Below are 23,073 nucleotides of genomic sequence, written 5' to 3'. Positions count from 1 at the left end.
ACCACTCTGAACAAACACCGGATCCACTGGGCCATCTCCCGTGCTACGTTCGACAGATGGCCGATTCTGTCGCTCTTGACCCGGTGGATCTGCACATTCTGCGGCTGCTGCAGAACGATTCCCGAACCACCTACCGCGAGCTGGCCGCCAAGGTCGGCGTCGCACCGTCGACCTGCCTGGACCGGGTGACCAGGCTGCGCCGGTCAGGCGTCATTCTCGGCCACCAGCTGCGTCTGGACCCGGCACGGCTCGGCCGTGGTCTGGAGGCGCTGCTCTCCGTACAGGTCCGGCCGCACCGCAGAGAGCTCATCGGCCCGTTCGTCGAACGCATCAGGACATTGCCGGAGTCCCGCGCGCTGTTCCATCTGACCGGCCCGGACGACTATCTGGTGCATGTTGCGGTCACGGACACGGCCGATCTGCAACGCCTGGTACTGGACGAATTCACCTCGCGCCGCGAGGTGGCGAGGGTCGAGACCAGGCTGATACTCCAGCAGTGGGAGTGCGGGCCGCTGCTGCCGCCGTCCGGAGAATCGGCGGAGTCGGGCCACTGAGGCCGAATAATGATGACGCGGAGGCCTCCGCCGTACGAGGATGTCCGCATGTCAGACACATCCAGCAGCGCGCTGCCCCGCCAGGTCGCCGACACCTACGTCGACGCATTCATCGAACTCGACCCGATCGCCGGCACCTATCTCGGTGTCGCGGAGAGCTCGCGCCGCCTTCCCGACTTCTCCCCCGCCGGGCAGGAGGCTCTTGCCGAGCTGGCCCGCACCACCCTGGTGAAGCTCGATGCCGCCGAACAACTGCCCGGCGCGGACAGCGATGCCGAGCGCCGCTGCGGCCGCCTCCTGCGCGAGCGCCTCACGGCGGAACTCGCCGTTCATGAGGCCGATGAGGGGCTGCGCAAGGTCTCCAATCTGTTCTCCCCGGCGCACAACGTCCGTGAGGTGTTCACGGTGACGCCGACCGAGACCGACGAGGACTGGGCGGCGGTCGTGGACCGGCTGCGCGCGGTTCCCGCCGCGCTGGAGGGCTACCGAGAGTCGCTCGCACTCGGCCTGGAGCGCAAGCTGTACGGCGGGCCGCGCGCCACCGCCACCTTCATCGGCCAGCTCGACGAGTGGGCGGGGGACGGCGGTCCGGGCTTCTTCCAGGAGTTCGTGGCCGCGGGACCCGCGGGTCTGCGTGCCGGTCTGGACGAGGGCGCCCGGCAGGCCACGGAGTCGGTCGTGGCGCTCCGGGACTGGATGCGCGATGTGTACGCCCCCGCGGTCGAGGGTGCGCCGGACACGGTGGGCCGCGAGCGGTACGCCCGCTGGTCGCGCTACTTCAACGGCACCGACCTGGATCTCGACGAGGCGTACGCCTACGGCTGGTCCGAGTATCACCGGCTGCTCGCCGAAATGAGGACCGAGGCCGAGAAGGTACTGCCCGGCGCCGGCCCCTGGGAGGCGCTGGCCCATCTCGATGTGCACGGCAAGCACATCGAGGGCGTCGACGAGGTCCAGGCCTGGCTGCAGAGCCTGATGGACGAGGCGATCGAGGCGCTCGACGGGACGCACTTCGAACTCGCCGAGCGCGTACGGAAGGTGGAGTCCCGCATCGCCCCGCCCGGCGGCGCCGCGGCCCCGTACTACACGGGCCCCTCCGAGGACTTCTCGCGCCCCGGCCGCACCTGGCTGCCCACCATGGGCGAGACCCGTTTCCCGGTGTACGACCTGGTGTCGACCTGGTATCACGAGGGTGTGCCGGGCCACCACCTCCAGATCGCCCAGTGGACGCATGTCGCCGACAGCCTGTCCCGCTACCAGGCGTCGATCGGTGGCGTCAGCGCCAACGCCGAGGGCTGGGCGCTGTACGCGGAGCGGCTCATGGACGAGCTGGGCTTCCTGCCGGACGCGGAGCGCCGCCTCGGCTATCTGGACGCGCAGATGATGCGGGCCTGCCGGGTGATCGTGGACATCGGCATGCACGCGGAGATGGAGATCCCGGCGGACTCCCCGTTCCACCCCGGCGAGCGCTGGACCCCCGATCTGGCCCAGGAGTTCTTCGGCAACCACAGCGGCCGGCCCGCCGACTTCGTGGAGAGCGAACTGACGCGTTATCTCTCGATGCCGGGACAGGCCATCGGCTACAAGCTGGGCGAGCGTGCCTGGCTGCTGGGCCGGGAAAACGCCCGCAAGGCGCACGGTGACGCGTTCGACGCCAAGGCCTGGCACATGGCCGCCCTGTCGCAGGGTCCGCTGGGACTCGACGATCTCGTCGACGAGCTGTCCAAGCTCTGACCGGACACCCCGCGCGATACCGCGGCGACCGGGCTCGGTTCACGCCATGAGCCCGGTCGCCGAGCGCCTTCGCGGCCGGAACGGCCCAGCCGGTCGCGACGGCCGGGGCGGTCAGCAGCCGCAGTCGTCGGAGTCGACCGGTGCGGTGAGCGGGTCCGCGCCGCGCCGCCCACGCCCCTCCCGGGTCTCGAACTCGAAGCCCTCGCGCACCCAGTACTCGAAGCCGCCGAGCATCTCCTTCACCTGGTAGCCGAGTTCGGCGAGGGCGAGCGCGGCACGCGTCGCACCGTTGCAGCCGGGGCCCCAGCAGTACGTGACCACGGGCACGGCCGGGTCGAGAAGGTTCCCGGCCTGCTCGGCGATGAGCGCGGTGGGCAGGTGGACCGCGCCGGGGACATGTCCCTGGTTCCAGGACTCGGTGGAGCGCGAGTTTATCCGGGCAGTTTGACGGCGCCTCAGTGACGCACTGGGTGTGTTGGTTCCACTACTGTCCGCGAGCTATGGAGCTCTTTTTCACTCAGCGGGATCTGCTACAGGAGGCAGGCTCGCGTACGGACTTGATGGCGGTTCTGGACCGGGAGCCTGTACGTGAGGGGATGGCGTTCATCCTCGACGTCGATGGCTCGTACGACATGAACCTGAACCGATTCCTTCGGGCCTTGCCGACACTTGGCTGTCGTTCGGCGAATAGCTGGGAGGGTTACGCCCGCGACCTGGCAACGTGGGGGCGGTTCCTGCGGGAGACGCGAGGCCGGTCGGTGTGGGACGCGACGCGGGTGGACTTCGACGCTTTCTACGCGGCCCGTCGTCTGTCGCGGGCTCCCTTTCGGGTGACGGCGAAGACGTGGAACCGCTCGGCGGCGGCGTTGGACAAGTTCTACCGGTGGGCGCTGGACGAGCGCCTGGTGGTGGCCGCGCCGTTCGGCTACCGGGAGGTGGCCGTTGCGGGGCGGGCGCGTGGCCGGCTGGTCGCGGAGGCAAAGGAGAAGGGGGCTGGGGGCGGTTCGGTGAAGTTCCTGTCCCTGGAGCGCTACCGCGTCTTTCGGAACGTTGGGCTGCGCGGGCTGCGGCCGGATGGTTCGGAGCATGCAGCCTGCCGGGTCCGCTGCGGGGAAAGAAACGCGGCGTTCGCGGACCTGCTGGTGGCCACTGGGGCGCGGCTGGAGGAGGGCGGCAGCCTGCTTCTGCCTGAGCTGGCCAGGCTGCGACCGCTGGACGAGGAGCGTTCCGCGCGGCTGGACCTGGCCGTGCTGACGACCAAGGGGGACCGCGGACGGGCGGTCTGGGTGCCGGTGCGGGTGCTGCGGCGGGTGACGGAGTACGCGGAAGTGGAGCGAGCGGTATCACTCGCGCGCGCTACAGAACGCGGGGGCTGGCCGGGACGGCAGCGGATCGAGGTCTGCGAACCGGGACCGCTGGGCGGTCGGGTGCGGGCGGCGTCCGGCCGCTGGGTCTCGGTGCGGTGGGCAGAATTGTCGCCGCAGGAGCGGATGCGGCTGGTGGAGGTCGACAGTTCTGGGAGGCGTCTGGGTCCACTGGCCCTATGGGTGAGCGAGCGGGGCACGCCGATGGCGCTCAATTCGTGGGAGTACGCGTTCACGCGGGCTTGCGAGCGCACGGCGTTGGCCGGGATGCCAGTGGAAGCCTCACCCCATACCTGTCGCCATACGTTCGCCGTCCACATGCTCACTCAGCTGGTCCGCGGGCAGATCACGGCCATGCGGTCGGGAGAGGCGGATCTGCGGATGGCCGCCTACCAGCGGGTGATGGGGGACCCGCTGCGGATTCTGCAGCGATTGTTGGGGCATGCCCACATCAGCTCGACCTACGTTTATCTGAACCCTCGGGAATTGCATCAGACGGGCGAGAAGTCGCAGGTCACCTGGTCACGACAGGAATCGGCAGGAGTCCGTGGAGTCTATGAACTGGCCGTCTGAGCAGGGGTGTTGCCGAGTAGAGCCCTTCTGATGCATGATCTGCCCTCCAGAAGGGATGGTCTGGAGTGGTGCATCAGCGCAAGGTGCTCCTGGCCGGGGCGGCCCACATGGAGCTCGTCTCCGGGGTGGTCCAGCTGCGTCCCGAGGACGCGATGTTCGACGCGATGCTGCGAGGCTGGCGTGCTCAGCAGAAGTCGCGAGGGCTGAAGGACGAGACGATCGACCCGAGGGAACGGCTGATCCGCCGGTTCCTGGACTTCACGAACGAGTACCCGTGGCGATGGACGCCCGCCCACCTGGACGAGTGGTCGGCGTCGTTGACGAGCGAGAAGCACTTGGCGCCGTCGACGATTCGCAGCTACCAGGGCATTGTCCGGCTGTTCACCGAGCTCCTCATCGACGCCCGCTACGGCTGGGGTCCGGCATGTGAGGAAGCCTTCGGCACCTTTCCGGTGGCGATCTGCCATGAGTGGAATACCCTGCCTCACCTGCAGGATTACGAAGGCGACCCGGAGGCGAGGCCCTTCACGCGGGAAGAGTTGCAGCTCTTCCTCGACTACGCCGACGACCAGGTCGAACGAGCGGTACGGGCGAAACGCAAGGGCGCCTTGGCGGCCTACCGCGACGCCACGTTGTTCAAGGTGATCTACGGGTGGGGCCTACGCCGGACCGAGACCTCCAAGCTCGACGTGGTCGACTTTGGACGCAACCCGCAGGCCCGGCAGTTCGGCCGGTACGGCACGCTCAACGTCCGCTACGGCAAGGCGAAGAAGGGCCAGCCGCCACGACGGCGGAACGTGCTGTCGGTGATGGACTGGGCCGTCGAAGCGGTCGCCGACTACGTCGAGAACGTCCGCCCCCGCTTCGGATTCCCCGATCATCCGGCCCTGTGGATCACCGAGCGCGGTGGCCGTCTGCAGCCCGGCTCGATCAACGACCGGTTCGAGGCATACCGGGACGCCCTGGGGCTGCCCAAAGAGTTGACCCCGCACGGACTTCGCCACTCATACGTCACGCATCTGACCGAGGACGGGGTGGACCGGCGCTTCATCCAGCAGCAGGTCGGCCACGAGTGCGACAGCTCCCTGGCCATCTACACGCACGTCAGCGACGACTTCATGAACACTTCCCTGCACAAGGCACTGGCCCCGGCGTTCGCCGGGGCCTGACAGGAGGGATCCGGCGATGGCCGCCAAGCTCGACTACCACTGGCACCTGCGCAAAGTCATGGCCGACCGCGGGATGTTCTCCACCACCGACCTCCTCCCCGCACTCGCCGAACGCGGCATCACCCTGTCCTCCAGCCAGGTCTACCGGCTCGTCGTCGAGCGACCCGAGCGACTGAGCCTGAAGATCCTCATGGCCCTGCTCGACATCCTCGACTGCACCATGGACGACCTCATCGAGCCCATCGCGGCGGCCGGGACCGTGAAGAAGCCGAAGAAGGCCGCGGTCGGCGGCTCGGCGCCCGATGCGGAGGGACTCGGCGGACTACGGCCAAAGCGAGCACGGATCAAGGGTATTGACCGCTCATGACCACGGCCGACCAGCTCGACCGAGCCGTCACAGACCCAGTCAGTTTGATCACGGACCTCGTCGCCGACGTCGAGAAGGAACTCGGCATCAAGACGATCCAGGCTGTGGTCACCGCGGTCGCGGGTGGCCGCGCGAAGTCACGGAGCCTGGCCAAGGCCCTGGCGATACGGCCCGCGGTCCTGACCGACGGCCGGTCCCCGGCGCCCCGGGCCATCGGCGATCTGCTCATCGAGCTCCGCAAGGCCGGCGCCTCGGCGGTCGCGCCCCCGGTCTGCGCCGAGTGCGGCAAGAAGCTGCGAACTCTCCAACGCAAGGGCCAGGACTGGTACTGCGGAGTCTGCGGGCAGGAGACCGCCGAGTGCACTGCCTGCGGAAACGTCCGACGCATCGGCTTCCGGGACCGCAAGGGCCTGCCGCGTTGTTCGATGTGTCCTGACACCGACGACCGTGATCCCGTCACGGTCGTTCATGCGCTGATCGCCGCGATCGCTCCGGGCGCCGACCGTGACGTGGTCGCCGAGGCCCTGCGGCGGACGGCACCGCACCGTCCCCACTATCGGCAGCGAGTGGTCTGGGCCTTGGAGGAGAACCCTCGTCTGCTGACCGGGGAGGGCTATCTGGCGCCGCACCGCGCCATCCTGAGGTTCATTGACCTGCTGCACGAGGCCGGTGTCGCCGGGATCGCCCGGCCCGCCTGCCCTCGCTGCCATCGGGTGGTCCGCATCGACAAGCCGCTCGACGGGCAGCGGGTCTGCCGCAACTGCATCGCCAAGTCCCGCATTGAAGAATGCGTACGCTGCGGCGCTCGGCGTGAGCCGGCCACCCGCGACGACCAGGGGCGACCGCTGTGTCCGAACTGCCTGATCACCGATCCGGCCAACCTGGAGATCTGCATCGTCTGCGGCAAGTCACGCATGGTCAACTCCCGCACCGCCGACGGTCCCATCTGCCCGAACTGCCGTCCCCTGCCCATAGTGCTCTGCTCGATCTGCGGCCACACCGCACCCTGCACGCTCTCGAAGCTCACTGGCCTGCCCCGCTGCGGCGGCTGCCGACAGCGCCAGGTCCACTGCACCGTCTGCGGACGGCTCCGCGGCATCCACTCCGGCACCGCCGACACCCCCGTCTGCGGCCCCTGCACCACACCCGACGCCGAGCTCTGGCGCCCCTGTCCCACCTGCGGACAAGCCGAACGGCTACACGCGCCAGGACCGTGCCCTCGCTGCACCCTCAAGCAGCGGCTCCACGAGCTCCTCACCGACAACACCAGCTCCATCCCCCCGAAGCTGCAGCCCCTCCACGACGCTCTGGCCAGCTCCGAACGCGCGGCCACCGCGATGAGCTGGCTCTCCAAGGGCATCGTCTCCACCGTCCTTTCCGATCTCGGCTCCGGCCGCCGCCCCCTCACCCACGAGGCCCTGGACGAACTCCCCGAAGGCAAGGTCATCGAGCACATCCGCAGTGTTCTCGTCGCCACCGAAGCCCTGCCCAAGCGGGATGAGCAGATGGTCCGGCTCGAACGCCATGTGAAAGGCCTCGTCACCTCCCACGCGACGGCCGAGGGACGGAAAATCCTGCACCGGTACGCGACTTGGCACCTCTTGCGGCGGCTCCGCCGACGCAGCCGCGGCAACGAAATCACGCACTCCCAACTCGCGGTCGCGCGGCAACATCTGCGGGCGGCCGTCTATCTCATGGACTGGCTCGAGGAACAGAGCCTGACCCTTGCCACCTGCCGACAAGCCGACCTCGAACACTGGATGACCAGCGACGATGTCCGCCTCCGTCGAGAGGCAGGCCACTTCGTGCGCTGGGCCCGCTCCCAGAAGATCACCCGCGATCTCAGCTTCCCGGCCGAGCGATGGAACGGCCCCTCCCAGCCGATGGACGACGAGGCCCGCTGGGCCACCGCCCGACGCCTGCTGCACGACGAGACCCTCAAGCCCGAAGACCGTCTGGCCGGCCTGTTGTTGCTTCTCTATGCCCAGTGGCCCGCAGCGATCTCCCGGCTCACCGTCGACCACATCGAGGAGACGGAGGGAGCCGTCCGCATCCGCTTCGGCGCGGTTCCCGTCGAGCTACCCGCACTCGTTGCGGAACTGGCCCTCCGACAAGCCGAGAGTCGCCGCAGCCATGCTGTCCTCGGCCGCACGGCCTCACCCTGGCTCTTCCCTGGAGGCCAGCCCGGCCGCCCGATCAGTGCCTGGGCCATGGGCGAACGGCTCCGCAAACTCGGCATCCGGCTCGCGGAGGCCCGCTCGACCGCGCTGTTCCAGCTCGCCACCGAACTGCCCGCCGCGGTCCTTGCTCGCACCCTCGGCATCGACATCACCGTCGCGGTCAAATGGCAGCGAGCCGCCGCCGGAGACTGGGCCGCCTACGCCGCCGAGATCAGCCGCCGGAACTCGACAACCTGACCCATGCACCGATGTCAGTCCCCGCTGACATGCTCTTTCTCATGACGCACGAAAGCATGCCTGACCTCGCCCAGGTCACCGACGCCCACGAGGTCACCCCCGAACTCCGACGCCAGCTGATCGACTGCTGGATCGCGGTCACCAACTCGGGCGGTGCTGCGGGGTTCCCGTTCCCGCCGGTCTGGGACGACGAGGTCGCGCCGGTCACGGACAAGCTCCTCGGCCGCCTCCACCCACAGCACAGCCGTCTCATCACCGCCAGATTCGACGGCGTTCTTGCTGGATGGGTCGTCCTCAACCGTGATCCCTACCGGCTCGTCGGACACTGGGGCACGGTTAACCACCTTCAAACCCACCCTGACTTTCGCGGTCGCGGAGTCGGCTCCGCCCTCATGCGTGAGCTGCGAAAGATCGCCCGCGACGAGCTGGGTCTCGAACAGATGCATCTCGCGGCCCGCGGAAGCGAGGGACTGGAGGACTTCTACAGTCGACTCGGATGGCGCGAGGTTGGTCGCTGGCCCGGGGCACTCCGCTTCACGCCCGACGACACCCGGGACGAGGTCCTGATGCTCCTCGATCCCCTCTGATTGCAGGGGCATTCCGAGAGTTCCAATACCCGACTCCACCATTAGGCAGCTCGGTCTCCGGCTTCCGCAACGAGGTCGAAAGCGAACAACAGCTGGCCCGACTGGAGCATTTCCTCGACCAGTATGAAGACTTCAAGGACGGAGTCCGGATGCCGCCCAGGCTGACCGCGGAGTTCACCCGCATTCGCGACGAGCTCGGCGACTTCCCCGGCCGCACCGTCGATGCCGCCCGGCTACGGGCCATGCTCGCCAACCCGGCCCGCGCCTACTACCCGGGCGTCCTCAACGACTGCTACTTCGAGGCGTCGACCGCTCTCTGCCTCTTGCGCCGCCCAGCCGCTGGCCCGGACACGAAGCCGGTGATGAACCACTGCCAGCCGGCGAAGTGCCCGAATTCCTGCGTGCTGCCGCAGCACCGCCCCGCGATCGACAAGGTCATCGACGACGCCCGGCAACTGCTGACCATCCGCCGCCCGACAGGCCTGCAGAAGACTGCACTGCACCAGCAGGTCGACCAGATGCGGCGCATGCGTGACCAGAACGAGGAGCCCACCCGATGAGTGTCACCCCCACCGTCCGCTCGGCCCTGATCGAGGCCATGGACCGGCTTCTGGCCGACACCCCGCAGCGCAGCGACGGCAGCCTCACCGTCGCCGCCCTGGCCCGCGAAGCGGGCATCTCCCGGGCCAGCGCCTACCGGGCCAGCGAGGTCCTGGAACTCTTCCGGCAGCGCGTCGACGAACGTTCCAGCAGCCCCGACGTCCCGGCCACCCTTCGCGAACGCATCCGCGAACTACAGGGTGAACTCCGCGAAGTACGTCGAGCTCGCCACGAGGAGATCACCGACCTTCGACGCTCGGTCGACACGCTCGCCCAATGCGTCCAAGCCCTCACCCTCGACAACGAACGGTTGCGGGCGGAACTCGCACGACACAGCAATCTTCGCCCCTTGACAGCTCCGCCGGGACAGGAGCCGGTTCAGGCCACATGAGCAGGATCAGCAACACTGACGGCAATTACTTCACATCATGTGACTATCTCGGGTGCGGCAAGGAGGACCAAATGCAGTTGCGCAACGTCACACCGAACGACGTGGACGCCTATATCCGGATGCGGTGCGACCCCGTCATGATGACCGACCTCGGCGGACCACTACCGCCCAACGGTATGGAGGACAAGGTTCACCGCGACGCCAAGGAGGCAGCCGCCGATCTCTCATGGATCAAAATGATCATTCCTGATCCCCATATCCCCGCAGTGGTGGCTGGCTCCGTGACCATCTGGTCGCACGACACCGACGAGGGACCCATCTCGGAGATCGGATGGATGGTCCTGCCCGAATTCCAAGGACGTGGCTTCGGCAAGCGCGCGACCCGCGCCCTCCTCGAACAAGCCCGAGACGAAAACCGCTGGGAAGTCGTGCATGCGTTCCCCGCGACGAGTAACGCCGCATCCAACGGCATCTGCAGGTCACTCGGATTTCGTCTCCTCGGCGAACGCAACGTCACGTTCGCCGACCGAGTTCTGCGGAGCAACCACTGGGTCATCACCCCCCGCACTGACCTGGCATGAAAATGCCTTCCGTCGGCATTGACTCGCACACTCTGGATTCGTTGATGTCTGGTGACGCACTTGTGCACGGGTTCCGACGGCAGTTGGTGATCAACCCGCCCCGGCTTGTTGACGAGTAATGATGGCACTGCCCGTAGCTACCCGAGCCAGTCAACTATTCGCTGTGACGGGGCGGAGGGTGTCCGTAGAGGTACGCCGAGATACGGCCGAAAGGGATAGCAGGACCCGGCGGTCTGATCGCCGAGGTCCTCGTGCTGTTTCGGGCTCACCACCGGGGCGGTGTCATCTTCGTCGGGCGAGGCAGGGTTCCGGCCGAAGTCCCGCATTCAGGCATGGGTGTCCGCGCTCCTGGCTAGCGTGATCGTCGTCTGCATGCCGTACGACGAGAGGACCTGCTGGTGCCCGACCTGCCCAACCAGGTGACTTCTTCAGGCACGTCAACGGCTGTGGCAGGGCGAGCGCTTGGCGCTGTCTTGGCAGCCGAGGCGGTGTCGAGCGCGGGAAACCGGATCGCCCTGATCGCGATTCCCTGGTTCGTGCTGGCCACCACCGGTGATCCCGCACGGGCCGGACTGAGCGGTGTCGCCTACTTCATTCCTGTGGTGCTGGCCGGGATCTTCGGCGGCCCCCTGGTGGACCGCATAGGGTTCATCCGCAGCAGTGTCCATGCCGACCTGGCCAGCGGCATGACGGTGGCCGCGATCCCGGTCCTGCACATGCTGGGCCACCTGTCGTTCTGGCTGTTGCTGGTCCTCACGTTCGCTGGCTCGATGCTCGACGTTCCAGGCACAACAGCCCGCCGCTCCCTCGTGCCCGACCTGGCCGAAGCCAGCGGTATGCGGCTGGAACGGGCGATGAGCGCGCACGAGACAGTGATGCGTCTCGCCCAGCTCACCGGCGGATTACTCGGCGGCGTGCTCCTCGCAGCTCTCGGGCCAATCCTTGTGCTGTACATGGACGCGGCCAGCTTCCTGGTATCGGCCCTGATCGTGGGACTGACTGTGCCCCGAGCATCGCCTCGCAAGGCTCCGCACCTGTCGAAAGGCACGTCACGGTACTTCGCGGAGCTCACCGAAGGGCTGCGGTTCATCCGCAAGGACACGTTGCTTCCCCGGATCCTCGTGGTGTTCATGTTCGCCAACATGGCCGACAACGCCCTGTTCACCGTACTGCTGCCCACCTTGGCCAAGCAGGTGCTCGACAACCCGCTCGCCCTGGGGCTTTCGGTCGCTGCCTTCGGCGCCGGCGCCCTGGCGGGCGCGGTCCTGTTCGGTGCAGTTGGGCATCGGTTCCCCCGGCACATAATCCTGACCGGCGCGTTGCTGATTTCCGGGGCCCCGAAGTTCTTCGTCATCGCTGCGCTGCCCGGAACTCTCACGCTTGTCGTCACTATGGCTCTCGCCGGCATCGCTGCTGGACCTGTGAACCCGCTGTTGACCGCTGTCCAGTTCAGCCGTATTCCCTCGGAGCTCCGGGGACGCGTGTCCGGCGCGATCATGGCCTCGGTTGTGGCCGCGGTGCCGGTGGGCATTTTCGGCGCTGGCCTGCTGGTCACTATGACCAGCCTCACCACGGCTTTGCTCGTGATCGCGGCTGGCTATCTCCTGGTCAGCCTCTATCCCGCATTGCATCCCGCGTGGCGAGCCGCCACCCCATGACCTCCGGATCGATCGACCTGCCAGATCGGCGGCAGCCGGGCCGCCGCCAGCGAGCGCGGCGCGCCTGCGGGCCCATAACTGGCAACTAGGCCGAAGTTACTTGGGTGCAAATCTTGTGAGGGTGCCCTTCGGCATCTGCGGCATGACCAGCACCTTTCACCAAGAGCATCCCAATGCTGCCCTGGCAAGAGCCGCCGTGCCTCCCAAACTCATCAACATCACCCAACCGTGGTTCGGGGTGCCTCCCAAGCCCATCGACAGGCGACGTCACTACTGCTCGATAAAGCCACCCACTCCGGACGCCCTCGATTGAGTGAATGTCTGCTGCAATGTCCCAGAGGCAACATGCCTGGTGAGAAAGGGATCTGCCCGGATAACGGTGTCCAGGAGCACGAAGCCAGGATCGCCGTCGGCCGCGAACGCGGCGGCGACATCGGAGACGTCCGCGTGGAAGGCGAGGGAGGCGCCGAAGTAGGCGGCGGCCACCGCCGGGGAGGCCGGTGGCACACGAAGGACGGGGTGGGCCGCGGTGGCGGTGGGCTGCGATGTCATGCCCGGAAATCTACGGCCGGTGATCCGCCTCCCGAAAGACGAGATCCCCGGCACAGCGCTTGATCTGCCGGGCATTCCCTGTTGTCTCCCGAGCATGACCGACTATTCCCCGGACGCCACCGACTGGCGCATCCTCGATGTCCTGCAACGCGAGGGGCGGGCGTCGTTCGCCGAGCCGGCGCGCGTGGTGGCGATGTCCCCGAGCGCCGTGACCGAGCGGGTGCGCAGGCTGGAGGAGGACGGGGTGATCAGCGGCTACGCAGCCGTGGTCGACCCGGAGCGGCTCGGGCTGCCGATCCTCGCCCTCGTACGGCTGCGTTACCCGAACGGCCATTACAAGCCGTTCCACGATCTGCTCGACACGACTCCGGAGATCGTGGAGGCCCACCATGTCACCGGTGACGACTGCTTCGTACTGAAGGTCACCGCCCGCTCGATGAGTCACCTGGAGGAGGTCTCGGGGAGGATCGGCGCCCTCGGCTCGGTGACCACGAGCGTCGTCTACTCCTCGCCGCTCCCCCGCCGCGCCATCAGCCGCTGAACTCACCGGTGGTGCGGTGCCGTACCGCCGAGCCGTGCCGCTCCTTCACCACTTCGAGCTGTGCGGGGACGCGGCGGCGCAGGTCGGCCACATGGCTGACGATGCCGACACTGCGGTCCCGCTCGCGCAACGAGTCCAGTACGTCGAGCACCTCGTCGAGGGTCTGGTCGTCCAGGCTGCCGAAACCCTCGTCGATGAAGAGGGTGTCCAGCCGTACACCGCCCGCCTCGTCGGTGACAACGTCGGCCAGGCCGAGTGCGAGGGCGAGGGAGGCGAAGAACGTCTCGCCGCCCGAGAGCGTCGCCGTGTCGCGCTCGCGGCCGGTCCAGGCATCGACGACATGCAGTCCGAGGCCCGATCTGCGGCCTCCGGTGCGGGCGTCGGAGTGGACCAGCGTGTAGCGGCCGGACGACATGCGCTGCAGCCGTGCGGTGGCTGCGGCGGCGACCTGTTCGAGCCGGGCGGCGAGCACGTACGACTCCAGTCGCATCTTGCGTTCGTTGTCCGCGGAGGTGCCCGCGGTGAGCCCGGCCAGCCGTGCCACCCGGTCGTACTCCTCGCGCAGCGGTCCGAGTCCGCGCACCTCGTCCGCGGCGCCGCGCGAGAGCCTGCCGAGTTCGGCGCAGCGTTCGCGCGCGGCGGCCAGCGCGGCCGAGGCGTTCCGCAGCGACCGCTCGGCCGTGTCGTGCGCGGCCTGCGCGAGCCCCACCGCGGCCTGCGGGCGGTCGGCTGCGGCACGGGTGTCCGTCTCCGCCAGACGGTCGGCCACCGCCGCCGCCTCGGACTGCCAGGCGTCGACGAGCTGCTGGAGTTCGCGCTGCCCGGCATCGCCGAGGAGTGCCTCGGCCGCGGCCTGAGGGGTGTCGAACCCTGACCGGAACGCGGCGTCCGCGAGCCGGTCGTCGGCCTCCTTGCGGCGCTGTGCGGCCAGCTCCTCCTCCCGTACCGCCTCGGCGGCGGCGGCGAGCAGAGCGACCCGGCGCTCCAGGAGTGCGGAGTGTTCGGCCACGCTGCCGGACTCGCCGCGAGCGGTCACCAACTCGGCCTCCAGCGAGGCCTGCTCACGGTCCAGGCCCTCACGCAGGGAGGTGCGGGCCGCGGCCCGGCGTTCGGCGAGCTGCCGTCCGTCGAGACGTTCGGCCTGTTCCCGCTCGGCGGCTGCGAGGGCCTCACGCGCGGCGTGCATGTCGGCTGCGGTGCGGTACGCCTCGGCGTGCATGCCCGTCAGCCGGTCGACGAGCGCACCGAGTTCGGCGACGGTGGGGTCGGCATCGGGCCCGGTCCCGACCGGGCCGGCGGCGACCGCCCCGGTCCCTGCCGCCGGCGTCGGCCCGGCCGATCCGACGGTGGCGCTCCCGGTCACGCATCGGGACGCGGCCGGATCGGCGGCATCGGCCCCGTCCCTCGGCTGCGGCACCGCCGACTGCGCGGCCGCGCGGGCGGCGGTGTGCTGCTCGCGTACGACTCCGAGCTCCCGGTCCGCCCGCGTACGCGCCTCCTCGGCGCGCCGGTGGGCGTCGAGGGCCCGCTCCTCGGCGGCCTTGTCGACATGTCCATCTGCCGTGCGGGCCGGCTTGGGGTGGTCGGCCGAACCGCAGACCTTGCAGTCCTCGCCGTCCACCAGCTCCGCCGCCAGTTCCGCCGCGATGTCACGCAGTCGTCGCTCGCGAAGCTCCAGCCACGACTCATGGGCCGCGGCGGCGCGCTCGCGGGCCGCGGCCAGCCGCTCGGCGGCGGCCGACACCTGGGCAGCGAGCGCGTCGCGGCGGCGGGCCGCGTCCAGCCGCGCACGGGCGGGCTCCAGCCGGCCGGCGAGCTGTTCGGCACGGGTGGCGGCCTCCTGGGCCGCCTCGACGCGTGCCCGCAGGCCGTCGCGGGTGGACTCCCAGTCGGCGAGCCAGAGTTCTGCTTCGCGGATCAGCTCGTCGTCGGCCCTGGCCTGCCGATCCAGTCCGGCCCGCTCGGTGTCGATCTGTGCGCTGCGGCGCTCGGCACGCTTCGCGGCGTCGAGCCCGCCGAGCTCCTGGCGGAGCCGTCGCTCCAGCTCCGCCAGTTGTTCGGCACCGGCGTCGGCCAGGGTGCCGGGCAGCACCGCACGGGCGTGGTCACGGTCCCGGCAGGCCGTGCGGTACGCGCGCTCGGCCTCCTCGCGCAGGTCCAGAGCGGGCGCGACGAGATCCGCCTTGCGGGCCCGTGCGAGACGTTCGTGGTGCCGGTCGCGGTCGGGGCGGCGGGCTTCGAGTGCGGCGGCGCGGCGCCGCGTCTCCTCGTACCGCTGCTGGAGTGCGGCGAGTTCGCGTTCGCTGTCGAGGGCCAGGCGGGCGGCCGACTGCCGGCCTTCGGCCATGGCGAGGACACAGGCGGCGATGTCGAGCCGTTCGCGGGCGCCGCTGCGGGCCGTCGCGGCCCACTCCAGCACGCCTTCGGCGAGCCCCGGTTCGCCGGGCTGGAGGTCGGGGAACGGCGATTCACGGGCGGCGGGTCCGGCGGCCTGGGCGATCCGCTGGGCCACCGCGAGAACACGTTCGTCCGCGGCCGCGACCCTGGTTTCGGCGGTACGGCGCAGTTCGGCCAGGCGCTCCTCGACGGCGGCGAAACGGTGGGTGTCGAAGAGCCTGCCGAGGAGTCTGCCGCGTGCCTCGGCATCGGCGCGCAGGAAGCGTGCGAAGTCGCCCTGCGGCAGGAGCACCACTTGGCAGAACTGTTCCCGGCTCATCCCGATGAGCTGGGTGATCTCCTCGCCGATCTCCTGGTGCGAGCGGCTGAGCGGCCGCCAGCCGTCGTCGGGGTCGTACTCGCGCAGCCGGCTCTGGGCCTTCTCCGTCGTGAAGCCGCTGCCCTTCTTCTTCGGGCGGGGCTGTGCGGGGCTCCGGGTGATTTCGAGGCGCCGGCCGCCGACGGTCAGTTCCAGCTCGACCTCGGTGACGAGATCCGCCGGTGCGTGGTCGCTGCGCAGGGAGGTGCCGGGGCTCTGGCGGGCACCGGGCACCGCGCCGTACAGGCCGTAGCAGACCGCGTCGAGGACCGAGGTCTTCCCGGCGCCGGTCGGCCCGTGCAGGAGGAAGAGCCCGGCAGACGCGAGGGCGTCGAAGTCGATCTCCTGGGTGGTGCCGAACGGTCCGAAGGCGGTGATGGTGAGCCGGTGGAGTCTCAACGGTTCACCTCGCGCACGCCGTCGTCCACCCGGACGTGGTCGAAGGCGCCGCGCAGCACCGTTCGTTCCTGTTCGTCGGCTGCGGAGCCGCCGCGCACATGTGCCACGAAGTCCTCGGCGATCTGCTGGTCGTCGCGCCCCTTGAGGCGCTGTGCGTACGAGGCGAGCGGGTCGTCGGGGGCCCGGTCGGGTTCGAATACGAGGCTGAGTGTGTGCGGGAACCGCTCGACGAGCCGGGCCATCGGCTCGACCGGGCGCACCGGGTCGGTGAGGGTGGCCTCGATCCAGGAGTCCCGGTGCCGCTCCAGCGCGGGGTCCTCGACGAGCTCGTCGAGGCGGCCGCGGAGCCGGGCGAGGGGGCGGGGCACCGGGCAGTCGAGGCGTTCGGCGGTGACCGTGCCCGAGGTGTCGAGGTCGATCAGCCACATCGTCTTGCGGTGGTCGACCTCGGAGAAGGAGTACGCGAGCGGCGAGCCGGAGTAGCGGACGCGTTCGGTGACGGTCTGGCAGCCGTGCAGATGGCCCAGCGCCACGTAGTCGACGCCGTCGAAGACTCCGGCGGGCACGGCAGCCACCCCGCCGACGGTGATGTCGCGCTCGCTGTCGCTGGGCTCCCCGCCCGCGACGAAGGCATGGGCGAGCACCACGGACCGGGTGCTGTCCGGGCGTGCCGCCAGATCTGCGCGTACCCGCTCCATGGCGGCGGTCAGCACCGCTTCGTGCCCGGCGCGCTCCGCCTTGAAGACGTCCTTCACCAGGGCCGGTTCCAGGTAGGGCAGCCCGTAGAACGCCACCTCACCGTGCGCGTCCCGCAGGACGACGGGGGTGGCGCAGTCGGCGGGGTCGGTCCGCAGATGGATCCCGGCCCGCCCGATCAGCCCTGCGCCGACGCCCAGCCTGCGTGCCGAGTCATGGTTCCCGGAGATCATCACGGTGGGCACTCCGGCGGCGGCGAGCCGGTGCAGCGCGTCGTCGAAGAGCGCGACGGCGGACAGCGGCGGAACGGCCCTGTCGTACACATCACCCGCGACGAGGACCGCGTCCACCTCGTGCTCGTGCACCGTCGTCACCAGGTGGTCCAGGTAGGCGGCCTGGGCTTCGAGCAGGGAGACCCGGTGGAACGAGCGCCCCAGGTGCCAGTCCGATGTGTGCAGAATTCTCAAGACCCGGCTCCGACCCGCATTGTTCTCTTCCTCCGCCCCCGAGTGGTGAGCCCCTCTTTCCTCACCCCTCACAGTCTCGCATCACCGCCGACCGCGTCCGGGCCTTCAGCGCTGCAGCCCGTCGGCCCTCCGTCCCCTCATCCCAGAAGATCGATCCGCGTTCCGATGTCGCGGAGTTCCGCCCTCCGGTAGGCGGTCCAGGCGACGGCCAGGTCCTGCCAGGGGAGCCCGACCGGTGCGTAGACGGAACGGGCCGTGCCGGAGGTCCGGCCGGGGTGCGCGCCGCCGAGCAGTTCGCCGAGGGTGGCGTCGGCGGCGGTGGCAGGCAGTCCCGCCGCGGCCAGGGCGCCCGTCGCCGCGGCCTGCTCGCGGTCGTCGACGACGAGAAGGGCGGCGGCGAGCAGATCGGCGGAGAGCTCCTGCTTGCCGGGTTCGTCGGCGCCGAGCGTGGTGAAGTGCTGTCCGGGACGGCTGTCGGCGAGGCTCAGCAAGGGGGCGCGCGACCAGGTGGAGAGCAGTACGACATCGGCCGCCGCGGCGACTCCGGCTGCCGTACCGAGGACCCGGCCGCCGTGCCGGGTGGCGAATTCCGATGCGCGTTCCGGGTCGGTGTCGTGCACCGCGAGTTCGCGGAAGCTCCGCAGACTCCGCAGTCCGCGGACCATGATCTCGGCCTGGGCGCCCGCGCCGACGACGCCGAGCACCGCCTCGCCCGCGGGGTCGGGGGCGGCCAGGACATCGGTGCCGAGGGCGGCCGCCAGCCCGGTCCGCCATGCCGTGACGGTGGCGGAGTCGAGGAGCGCGAGGAGTTCGCCGTCCCGGCCGCTGTGCAGGCAGATCACACCGCGCAGCGCCGGCCGGGCGCCCGGGAACTTGGCGTTGACCTTGACGGTGTAGGCGTCGATACCCGGCAGCAAGCCGGGAATGAGCGCCGTCGCCGTACCCGGGAACGGCAGATCCGTGCGCACCCGCTGCCCGGCGACCGCCGGGGATCCGGCGTGACGGAACCCCTCGGACAGGGCCTTCAGGGCGGTCTCCGGATCGAGGACGGCCAGGAGATCGCTGCGGGTCAGGAGTCGAGTCATGCGCCCATTATCCGGTGCGGCCGATCAGCGGCGGCGCCTCGGTGCCCCGGGCAGTACGTGGTTCCGGTCAGGCGTCCCCGTACGCCTCGCCGCCCAGTTCCAGCTCGGCCTCGCCCGCTGTCGCATCGGCCAGCCAGCCGCGGAAGGACTCGACATCGGCGTCCGGCAGCCCGATCTCGATGATGACGGCCTCCGCGTAGCGGACCTCGCGCACGGTGCGGCCGGTGGCCCGGAGGTCGTTCTCCAGTTTGCCCGCGCGCTGGTGGGCGACAGTGATCGTGGCAAGGCGGAACCGTTGCCGGGTGATGGTGCCGAGCTCGTCGAGGGCCTCGCCGACCACTCCCCCGTAGGCCCTGATCAGCCCGCCGGCACCGAGCTTGACGCCGCCGTAGTAGCGGGTGACGACGGCGACGACGTAGCGCATCTCGCGGCGCGTCAGCATCTGCAGCATGGGTACGCCCGCGGTGCCCCCGGGTTCCCCGTCGTCGCTCGCCTTCTGTACGGAGGCGTCGGCGCCGATCACGTAGGCGAAGCAGTTGTGGGTGGCGGTCGGGTGTTCCCTGCGGATGCGTGCGACGAAGTCCTGCGCCTCCTGCTCGGTGGCGGCGGGGGCGAGCGCGCAGATGAAGCGCGATCGGTTGATCTCGGTCTCGTGCACGCCCGCTCGGGCGACTGTCCGGTACTGCTCCTGCATCCGGCCACCCTATGCCCCGCACGGGAATGGTCCGGGGCCGCCGTCCGTTGTGCGGAGCATGTACGCAGACGAAGAGACGATCCACAGGATTCTCCGGGACAGCGGCGACACCTGGGCCGTGGTGGGCCTGTCCAACAACCGGTCGCGCGCGGCCTACGGCGTCGCCGACGTGCTCCAGCGCTTCGGCAAGCGGGTGGTCCCGGTGCATCCGAAGGCGGAGCGGGTGCACGGCGAGGACGGCTACGTCTCGCTGGCCGACATCCCGTTCCCGGTCGATGTGGTGGACGTCTTCGTCAACAGTGAGCTGGCGGGGGCGGTGGCCGACGAGGCGGTCGCGGCGGGTGCCAGGGCCGTCTGGTTCCAGCTCGGTGTGGTCGACACGGAGGCGTACGGCCGCGCGCGTGCGGCAGGGCTGGACATGGTCATGGACCGGTGCCCCGCTATCGAGATCCCGGCACTGAAGCGTTAGGAAGCCCCGGCAGGCGCACCCGCGTCCCTCGTCCGGATGTGCGTGGTGTCGCGCCCGGCGTCCGGCCGGGAGAATGGCCGGCTGTGACTACTACGACTGCGCCGAGCGTCACCCACAGCCGGAGCGGGCTGGCCGGGCAGCTGGCCGAGCTCGGCGTGGAGTCCGGCGGTGTCCTCCTGGTGCATGCCTCGATGCGCGCGGTGGGCCCGGTGAGCGGTGGGGTCCGTGCGATGGCCGGCGCGTTGCGGGACGCCCTCGGAGGGCGCGGCACGCTCGTCGTCCCCGCCTTCACGCCGGAGAATTCCGATACGTCTCCGCACTACCTCGATCGGGTGCGCGGCCTCGACGACCGGGCCCGGGAGGCGGTACGCGCGAGCATGCCGCCCTTCGACCCGGCGACGTCGGCCGCACCGTCGGTGGGCAGCCTCGCGGAGGCGGTACGGCTCGGCGAAGGGGCGACGCGCAGCGACCATCCGCAGACGTCCTTCGCCGCGCTCGGCCCGCTGGCCCGGGACCTGATGGCGGGTCACCGTCCCGACTGCCATCTCGGCGAGGACTCGCCCTTGGCCCGCCTCTACGATCTGCGGGCCCAGGTGCTCCTGCTGGGCACCGGATTCGACACCTGCACCGCGTTCCATCTCGGCGAGTACCGGGTACCCGCCCCGCCCCACCGGAGCTACCGCTGTGTGGTGGCGACCGGGGGCCGACGCCAGTGGTGGGAGTACGAGGACGTCGCCCTGGACGACAGCGACTTCGCGGCCCTGGGCGCGGACTTCGCCCAGACGGACGACGGCGCGACCGTGCACACCGGCCCGGTGGGCTCATCGACGAGCCGCCTCTTCCGCATCACCGACGCCGTCGACTTCGCCACGCACTGGCTGGCTGCCCACCGGGCCGACGCGCCGGTTCGGGCCCTCTGCCACGCGCCCGGCTGAGAACCCCGGCTCCCCGACGGACGGCGGTCGCCGTCTCAGCTCCTGATGCCGAGACCCTCGACGATCACCGCGCCCGGCAGCACCGCCAGGGCCTTGCCCGGGACGATCAACTTGCCCCGGCGGCTGCCGCTGCCGATCAGTACCCACTCCTCGTCGACGACGGCGGGATCGATCAGCAGCGGCCACGCGGCGGGGAGGCCGATGGGGGTGATGCCGCCGTACTCCATGCCGGTCTCGCCGACCGCCGTGTCCATCGGGGCGAAGGACGCCTTGCGGGCGCCCAGTTGCTTGCGGACCGCGCCGTTCACGTCGACGCGGGAGTGGGACAGGACGAGGCAGGCCGCGAGCGTCACCTCGCCGCCGCGCTTGCCCGCCACCACGACGCAGTTGGCCGAGCGGTCGAGCAGTTCCGCGCCGTGGTGCTCGACGAAGACCGCCGTGTCGGCGATGGCCGGATCCGTGTCGACGTGAATGATCTGCTCGGCGGGGAAGCCGCCCCAGCCCGCCGTCACGGCGGCGGCGACGGGGTCGGTGAGCAGGTCGAGGCGGTCGGCCGCCGGACCGGCGTTGCCGAAGGAGCCAATGGGAGCGCGCATGCGCACCACGCTAACAGCGCCCCCGGGTCCCTCGGCCGACCGTCTCACCGTGCGGGCGGGATGGAGACCACCAAGGTGATCTCGACCGGCTCGGGGCCGTCGTTGCGGTAGGCGTGCGGGTGATGCGCCTCGAACGAGGCGGAGCCGCCGGCCGGTACGGCGTACGAGGTGCCGTCGACGACCAGGGTGAGCTCGCCCGCGGTGACATGGAGCAGTTCGACGGTGCCCTCGGGGTGCGGATCGGAGGCGCTGCTGTCGCCGGGCATCAGGCGCCAGGTCCAGAGTTCGAGCGGCCCCCTCGCCTCCGCACCGACGTGCAGGATGGTGGAACTGCCCGCGTCGGTGGACCACATGTGCACCGCCTGGCTCTCGGGCACCAGCCGGACCGGTGAGCTCTGCTCGTAGTCGAGCAGCGTCGTGATGCTGACACCCAGCGCGTCGGCGAGTTTGACCGTGGTGCCGACGCTCGGGTTGGTGCGGGCCTGCTCGATCTGGATGATCATGCCGCGGCTGACCCCGGCGCGGGCGGCGAGCACGTCCAGGGTGAAGCCGCGTTCCCCCCTCCAGCGCTTGAGATTGCGCGCGAGCGACTGAGTGAGCTGATCGAGGTCAGACACATTCCGTCCAATATTTTGGATGACAGGGTCGAAAATACCGCACTACGGTGCGGTGCACCCAACCGTTCACCGCACTGTACTGCGCGGCATGCAATGACAGCACTGTTCGCGCTGGCCACCAGCCTGCTCCGGGGACTGGCCGACTTCGGCGGTGGACTGTTCACCCGGCGCATCCCCGCGCTCACCGTGGTCGTCGTCTCGCAGGCCGCCGCGGTGCCGGCCGCGGTGGCCGCCCTGGCTCTCATCGGGCTCGCGGATGTCGCGGCCAACGACACGTAAGCAATCGCCGCACAGCACGGGCCGGTCACGGTGGCCGCCGTACTCGCCTCGCTCTATCCGGTGGTCACGGCGCCGGCCGCGCGCGGCGTGCTGAAGGAACGGCTGCGTGGGGTGCAGGCCGCCGGGGCCGGTCTCACCCTGGTGGGCACGGTGCTGCTCGCGACCGGACGAGACCCCGCTCCGGCCGCGGTCAACCGGCGGACGGGTCCGCCGGCTCGCCGGGTTCCGCCAGGGCGAGCAACTGCTCGGGCGTGACGCCCGTCGGGATCGGCACCGGGGCAGGGGTACGCAGCGGCGGCTGCCAGCCCTTCTCGGGATCCCAGCTGCGTACGACCCGGGCGGGGGCACCGGCCACCACCGCGTGATCGCGTACCTCACCCCGTACCACCGCCCCCGCGGCGACCACCACGTTGCGGCCGAGCGTGGCCCCCGGGAGGATCACCGCCCCGGTGCCGATCCAGCAGCCCGGCCCGATGGCGACCGGCTCCATGCGGGGCCACTGCCGACCGACCGGCTCGTGCGGATCGTCGTAACTGTGGTTCGTCGACGTGATGTAGACATACGGCCCGCAGTACGTGTCCGGGCCGATGGTCACCGTGGTGTCGGCGACCACATGGCTGCCGCGGCCGAGCACCACCCCGTCCCCCAGGGTCAGGATCGGATCGGGGCCGAGGTCCAGGTCGGGCATGAGTCCGGCCGTCAGCGTGACCTGCTCACCGATCACGCAGTGCGAGCCGAGCTCGATCCACCGCTCCCCGAAGACCGTGCCCTGCGGAAAGGCCAGCCGGGTGCCCGCGCCGATCCGGCGGAAGCACAGCGCGCCCGGACGATCCGCGGTGACCGCGCCCGTCTCCTGCACCCAGCGCCAGCCGCGGTGGACGGCCCGGGACAGGGCGCGCCGCCGCCAGGCGGCAAGGGAAGAGAACGCGTTCCTGTTCGTCGGCACTCGCTCACGGTAGTCGGCGGCGTCCGGCCCGATCACCGCGGCGACCT

The 23,073-nt window shown here is 70.1% G+C and carries 21 protein-coding genes and 3 pseudogenes; 15 read left to right on the top strand and 9 right to left on the bottom strand.

The window, feature by feature from the left end; translation table 11 throughout:
• The first annotated feature begins 56 nt into the window (after positions 1-56).
• Together OG611_RS21670 and OG611_RS21665 are read left to right on the top strand one after the other, a co-directional pair.
• On the top strand, positions 57-554 hold the full coding sequence (locus OG611_RS21670) for an Lrp/AsnC family transcriptional regulator (RefSeq protein WP_266422620.1): 498 nt from the start codon (positions 57-59) through the stop codon (positions 552-554).
• A gap of 48 nt (positions 555-602) precedes the next feature.
• Positions 603-2,288, top strand: a complete 1,686-nt coding sequence (locus OG611_RS21665; RefSeq protein WP_266422618.1) for a DUF885 domain-containing protein — start codon at positions 603-605, stop codon at positions 2,286-2,288.
• Positions 2,289-2,399: 111 nt separating this feature from the next.
• Here OG611_RS21665 and OG611_RS21660 read toward each other — a convergent pair.
• A pseudogene (locus tag OG611_RS21660) lies at positions 2,400-2,723 on the bottom strand (rhodanese-like domain-containing protein); the annotation flags it as partial.
• 125 nt (positions 2,724-2,848) lie between these two features.
• Between OG611_RS21660 and OG611_RS21655 the strand changes: the two are divergent.
• From OG611_RS21655 to OG611_RS21615, 9 genes are all read left to right on the top strand, one after another.
• Positions 2,849-4,225, top strand: coding sequence for a site-specific integrase (locus OG611_RS21655; RefSeq protein ID WP_266422616.1), 1,377 nt, complete (start codon positions 2,849-2,851; stop codon positions 4,223-4,225).
• A 65-nt stretch (positions 4,226-4,290) separates the two neighbouring features.
• On the top strand, positions 4,291-5,394 hold the full coding sequence (locus OG611_RS21650) for a tyrosine-type recombinase/integrase (protein ID WP_266422614.1): 1,104 nt from the start codon (positions 4,291-4,293) through the stop codon (positions 5,392-5,394).
• Positions 5,395-5,410: 16 nt separating this feature from the next.
• Positions 5,411-5,761 carry a helix-turn-helix transcriptional regulator gene (locus OG611_RS21645; protein ID WP_266422611.1) on the top strand — a complete coding sequence of 117 codons (351 nt, stop codon included), beginning with the start codon at positions 5,411-5,413 and terminating at the stop codon, positions 5,759-5,761.
• Positions 5,758-8,178 (top strand): site-specific integrase, encoded by a 2,421-nt coding sequence (locus tag OG611_RS21640; RefSeq protein WP_266422609.1) that lies wholly within the window; start codon positions 5,758-5,760, stop codon positions 8,176-8,178. Before OG611_RS21645 ends, OG611_RS21640 begins: the two co-directional genes overlap by 4 nt.
• A gap of 41 nt (positions 8,179-8,219) precedes the next feature.
• Positions 8,220-8,765: a GNAT family N-acetyltransferase gene (locus OG611_RS21635; RefSeq protein ID WP_266422606.1), complete on the top strand. Its 546-nt coding sequence runs from the start codon at positions 8,220-8,222 to the stop codon at positions 8,763-8,765.
• Positions 8,766-8,914: 149 nt separating this feature from the next.
• A complete protein-coding gene (locus OG611_RS21630; protein WP_266422604.1) occupies positions 8,915-9,325 on the top strand; it encodes a hypothetical protein in 411 nt (136 codons plus the stop codon).
• Positions 9,322-9,756, top strand: a complete 435-nt coding sequence (locus OG611_RS21625) for a hypothetical protein (RefSeq protein WP_266422602.1) — start codon at positions 9,322-9,324, stop codon at positions 9,754-9,756. Before OG611_RS21630 ends, OG611_RS21625 begins: the two co-directional genes overlap by 4 nt.
• 71 nt (positions 9,757-9,827) lie before the next feature.
• Positions 9,828-10,337: a GNAT family N-acetyltransferase gene (locus OG611_RS21620; RefSeq protein ID WP_266426088.1), complete on the top strand. Its 510-nt coding sequence runs from the start codon at positions 9,828-9,830 to the stop codon at positions 10,335-10,337.
• 398 nt (positions 10,338-10,735) lie between these two features.
• Entirely contained in the window at positions 10,736-11,995 is a 1,260-nt protein-coding gene (locus OG611_RS21615; RefSeq protein ID WP_266422601.1) for an MFS transporter, read from the top strand.
• 381 nt (positions 11,996-12,376) lie between these two features.
• On the opposite strand, the pseudogene OG611_RS21610 reads toward OG611_RS21615, so the two are convergent.
• Positions 12,377-12,547, bottom strand: a pseudogene (locus OG611_RS21610) (rhodanese-like domain-containing protein); the annotation flags it as partial.
• A 94-nt stretch (positions 12,548-12,641) separates the two neighbouring features.
• Here OG611_RS21610 and OG611_RS21605 point away from each other — a divergent pair.
• Positions 12,642-13,088: an Lrp/AsnC family transcriptional regulator gene (locus OG611_RS21605; protein ID WP_266422599.1), complete on the top strand. Its 447-nt coding sequence runs from the start codon at positions 12,642-12,644 to the stop codon at positions 13,086-13,088.
• Here the strand turns inward: OG611_RS21605 and OG611_RS21600 are convergent.
• The 4 genes from OG611_RS21600 to OG611_RS21585 form a co-directional block, all read right to left on the bottom strand.
• Positions 13,078-16,242 carry an SMC family ATPase gene (locus OG611_RS21600; RefSeq protein WP_266422598.1) on the bottom strand — a complete coding sequence of 1,055 codons (3,165 nt, stop codon included), beginning with the start codon at positions 16,240-16,242 and terminating at the stop codon, positions 13,078-13,080. The genes OG611_RS21605 and OG611_RS21600 overlap by 11 nt on opposite strands.
• Positions 16,239-17,405, bottom strand: coding sequence for an exonuclease SbcCD subunit D (locus tag OG611_RS21595; protein ID WP_266422596.1), 1,167 nt, complete (start codon positions 17,403-17,405; stop codon positions 16,239-16,241). Before OG611_RS21595 ends, OG611_RS21600 begins: the two co-directional genes overlap by 4 nt.
• Positions 17,406-17,542: 137 nt before the next feature.
• Positions 17,543-18,490: an ornithine cyclodeaminase family protein gene (locus tag OG611_RS21590; protein ID WP_266422594.1), complete on the bottom strand. Its 948-nt coding sequence runs from the start codon at positions 18,488-18,490 to the stop codon at positions 17,543-17,545.
• A gap of 67 nt (positions 18,491-18,557) precedes the next feature.
• Positions 18,558-19,184, bottom strand: coding sequence for a YigZ family protein (locus tag OG611_RS21585; protein WP_266422593.1), 627 nt, complete (start codon positions 19,182-19,184; stop codon positions 18,558-18,560).
• Between the two features lie 58 nt (positions 19,185-19,242).
• Between OG611_RS21585 and OG611_RS21580 the strand changes: the two genes are divergently transcribed.
• Both OG611_RS21580 and OG611_RS21575 read left to right on the top strand, forming a co-directional pair.
• Positions 19,243-19,653, top strand: a complete 411-nt coding sequence (locus tag OG611_RS21580; protein ID WP_266422591.1) for a CoA-binding protein — start codon at positions 19,243-19,245, stop codon at positions 19,651-19,653.
• Positions 19,654-19,781: 128 nt separating this feature from the next.
• Positions 19,782-20,588, top strand: a complete 807-nt coding sequence (locus OG611_RS21575) for an aminoglycoside N(3)-acetyltransferase (RefSeq protein ID WP_266426085.1) — start codon at positions 19,782-19,784, stop codon at positions 20,586-20,588.
• 35 nt (positions 20,589-20,623) lie between these two features.
• Here the strand turns inward: OG611_RS21575 and OG611_RS21570 are convergent, their stop codons facing one another.
• On the bottom strand, positions 20,624-21,184 hold the full coding sequence (locus tag OG611_RS21570) for a YbaK/EbsC family protein (protein ID WP_266422590.1): 561 nt from the start codon (positions 21,182-21,184) through the stop codon (positions 20,624-20,626).
• A gap of 44 nt (positions 21,185-21,228) precedes the next feature.
• On the bottom strand, positions 21,229-21,801 hold the full coding sequence (locus OG611_RS21565) for a helix-turn-helix domain-containing protein (protein WP_266422588.1): 573 nt from the start codon (positions 21,799-21,801) through the stop codon (positions 21,229-21,231).
• Positions 21,802-21,894: 93 nt separating this feature from the next.
• On the opposite strand from OG611_RS21565, the pseudogene OG611_RS40670 reads away from it, so the two are divergent.
• Positions 21,895-22,248 (top strand): annotated as a pseudogene (locus OG611_RS40670) (EamA family transporter); the annotation flags it as partial.
• Between the two features lie 22 nt (positions 22,249-22,270).
• Here OG611_RS40670 and OG611_RS21550 read toward each other — a convergent pair.
• A complete protein-coding gene (locus OG611_RS21550) occupies positions 22,271-23,026 on the bottom strand; it encodes a DapH/DapD/GlmU-related protein (protein ID WP_266422583.1) in 756 nt (251 codons plus the stop codon).
• Positions 23,027-23,073 lie beyond the last annotated feature (47 nt).

This window comes from Streptomyces sp. NBC_01363, from assembly GCF_026340595.1.
Taxonomy (GTDB): Bacteria; Actinomycetota; Actinomycetes; order Streptomycetales; family Streptomycetaceae; genus Streptomyces.
Note: the sequence above shows the minus strand (reverse complement) of the source record. Positions and strands in the feature narration are given on the sequence as shown.

Excerpts from the sequence above, each read along its gene's own strand:
- OG611_RS21570 (WP_266422590.1), bottom strand. The coding sequence starts at position 21,184 with ATGCGCGCTCCCATTGGCTCCTTCGGCAACGCCGGTCCGGCGGCCGAC.
- OG611_RS21625 (WP_266422602.1), top strand. The coding sequence starts at position 9,322 with ATGAGTGTCACCCCCACCGTCCGCTCGGCCCTGATCGAGGCCATGGAC.
- OG611_RS21635 (WP_266422606.1), top strand. The coding sequence starts at position 8,220 with ATGACGCACGAAAGCATGCCTGACCTCGCCCAGGTCACCGACGCCCAC.
- OG611_RS21630 (WP_266422604.1), top strand. The coding sequence starts at position 8,915 with ATGCCGCCCAGGCTGACCGCGGAGTTCACCCGCATTCGCGACGAGCTC.
- OG611_RS21645 (WP_266422611.1), top strand. The coding sequence starts at position 5,411 with ATGGCCGCCAAGCTCGACTACCACTGGCACCTGCGCAAAGTCATGGCC.
- OG611_RS21620 (WP_266426088.1), top strand. The coding sequence starts at position 9,828 with ATGCAGTTGCGCAACGTCACACCGAACGACGTGGACGCCTATATCCGG.
- OG611_RS21640 (WP_266422609.1), top strand. The coding sequence starts at position 5,758 with ATGACCACGGCCGACCAGCTCGACCGAGCCGTCACAGACCCAGTCAGT.
- OG611_RS21655 (WP_266422616.1), top strand. The coding sequence starts at position 2,849 with ATGGCGGTTCTGGACCGGGAGCCTGTACGTGAGGGGATGGCGTTCATC.
- OG611_RS21670 (WP_266422620.1), top strand. The coding sequence starts at position 57 with ATGGCCGATTCTGTCGCTCTTGACCCGGTGGATCTGCACATTCTGCGG.
- OG611_RS21585 (WP_266422593.1), bottom strand. The coding sequence starts at position 19,184 with ATGCAGGAGCAGTACCGGACAGTCGCCCGAGCGGGCGTGCACGAGACC.
- OG611_RS21605 (WP_266422599.1), top strand. The coding sequence starts at position 12,642 with ATGACCGACTATTCCCCGGACGCCACCGACTGGCGCATCCTCGATGTC.
- OG611_RS21580 (WP_266422591.1), top strand. The coding sequence starts at position 19,243 with ATGTACGCAGACGAAGAGACGATCCACAGGATTCTCCGGGACAGCGGC.
- OG611_RS21665 (WP_266422618.1), top strand. The coding sequence starts at position 603 with ATGTCAGACACATCCAGCAGCGCGCTGCCCCGCCAGGTCGCCGACACC.
- OG611_RS21590 (WP_266422594.1), bottom strand. The coding sequence starts at position 18,490 with ATGACTCGACTCCTGACCCGCAGCGATCTCCTGGCCGTCCTCGATCCG.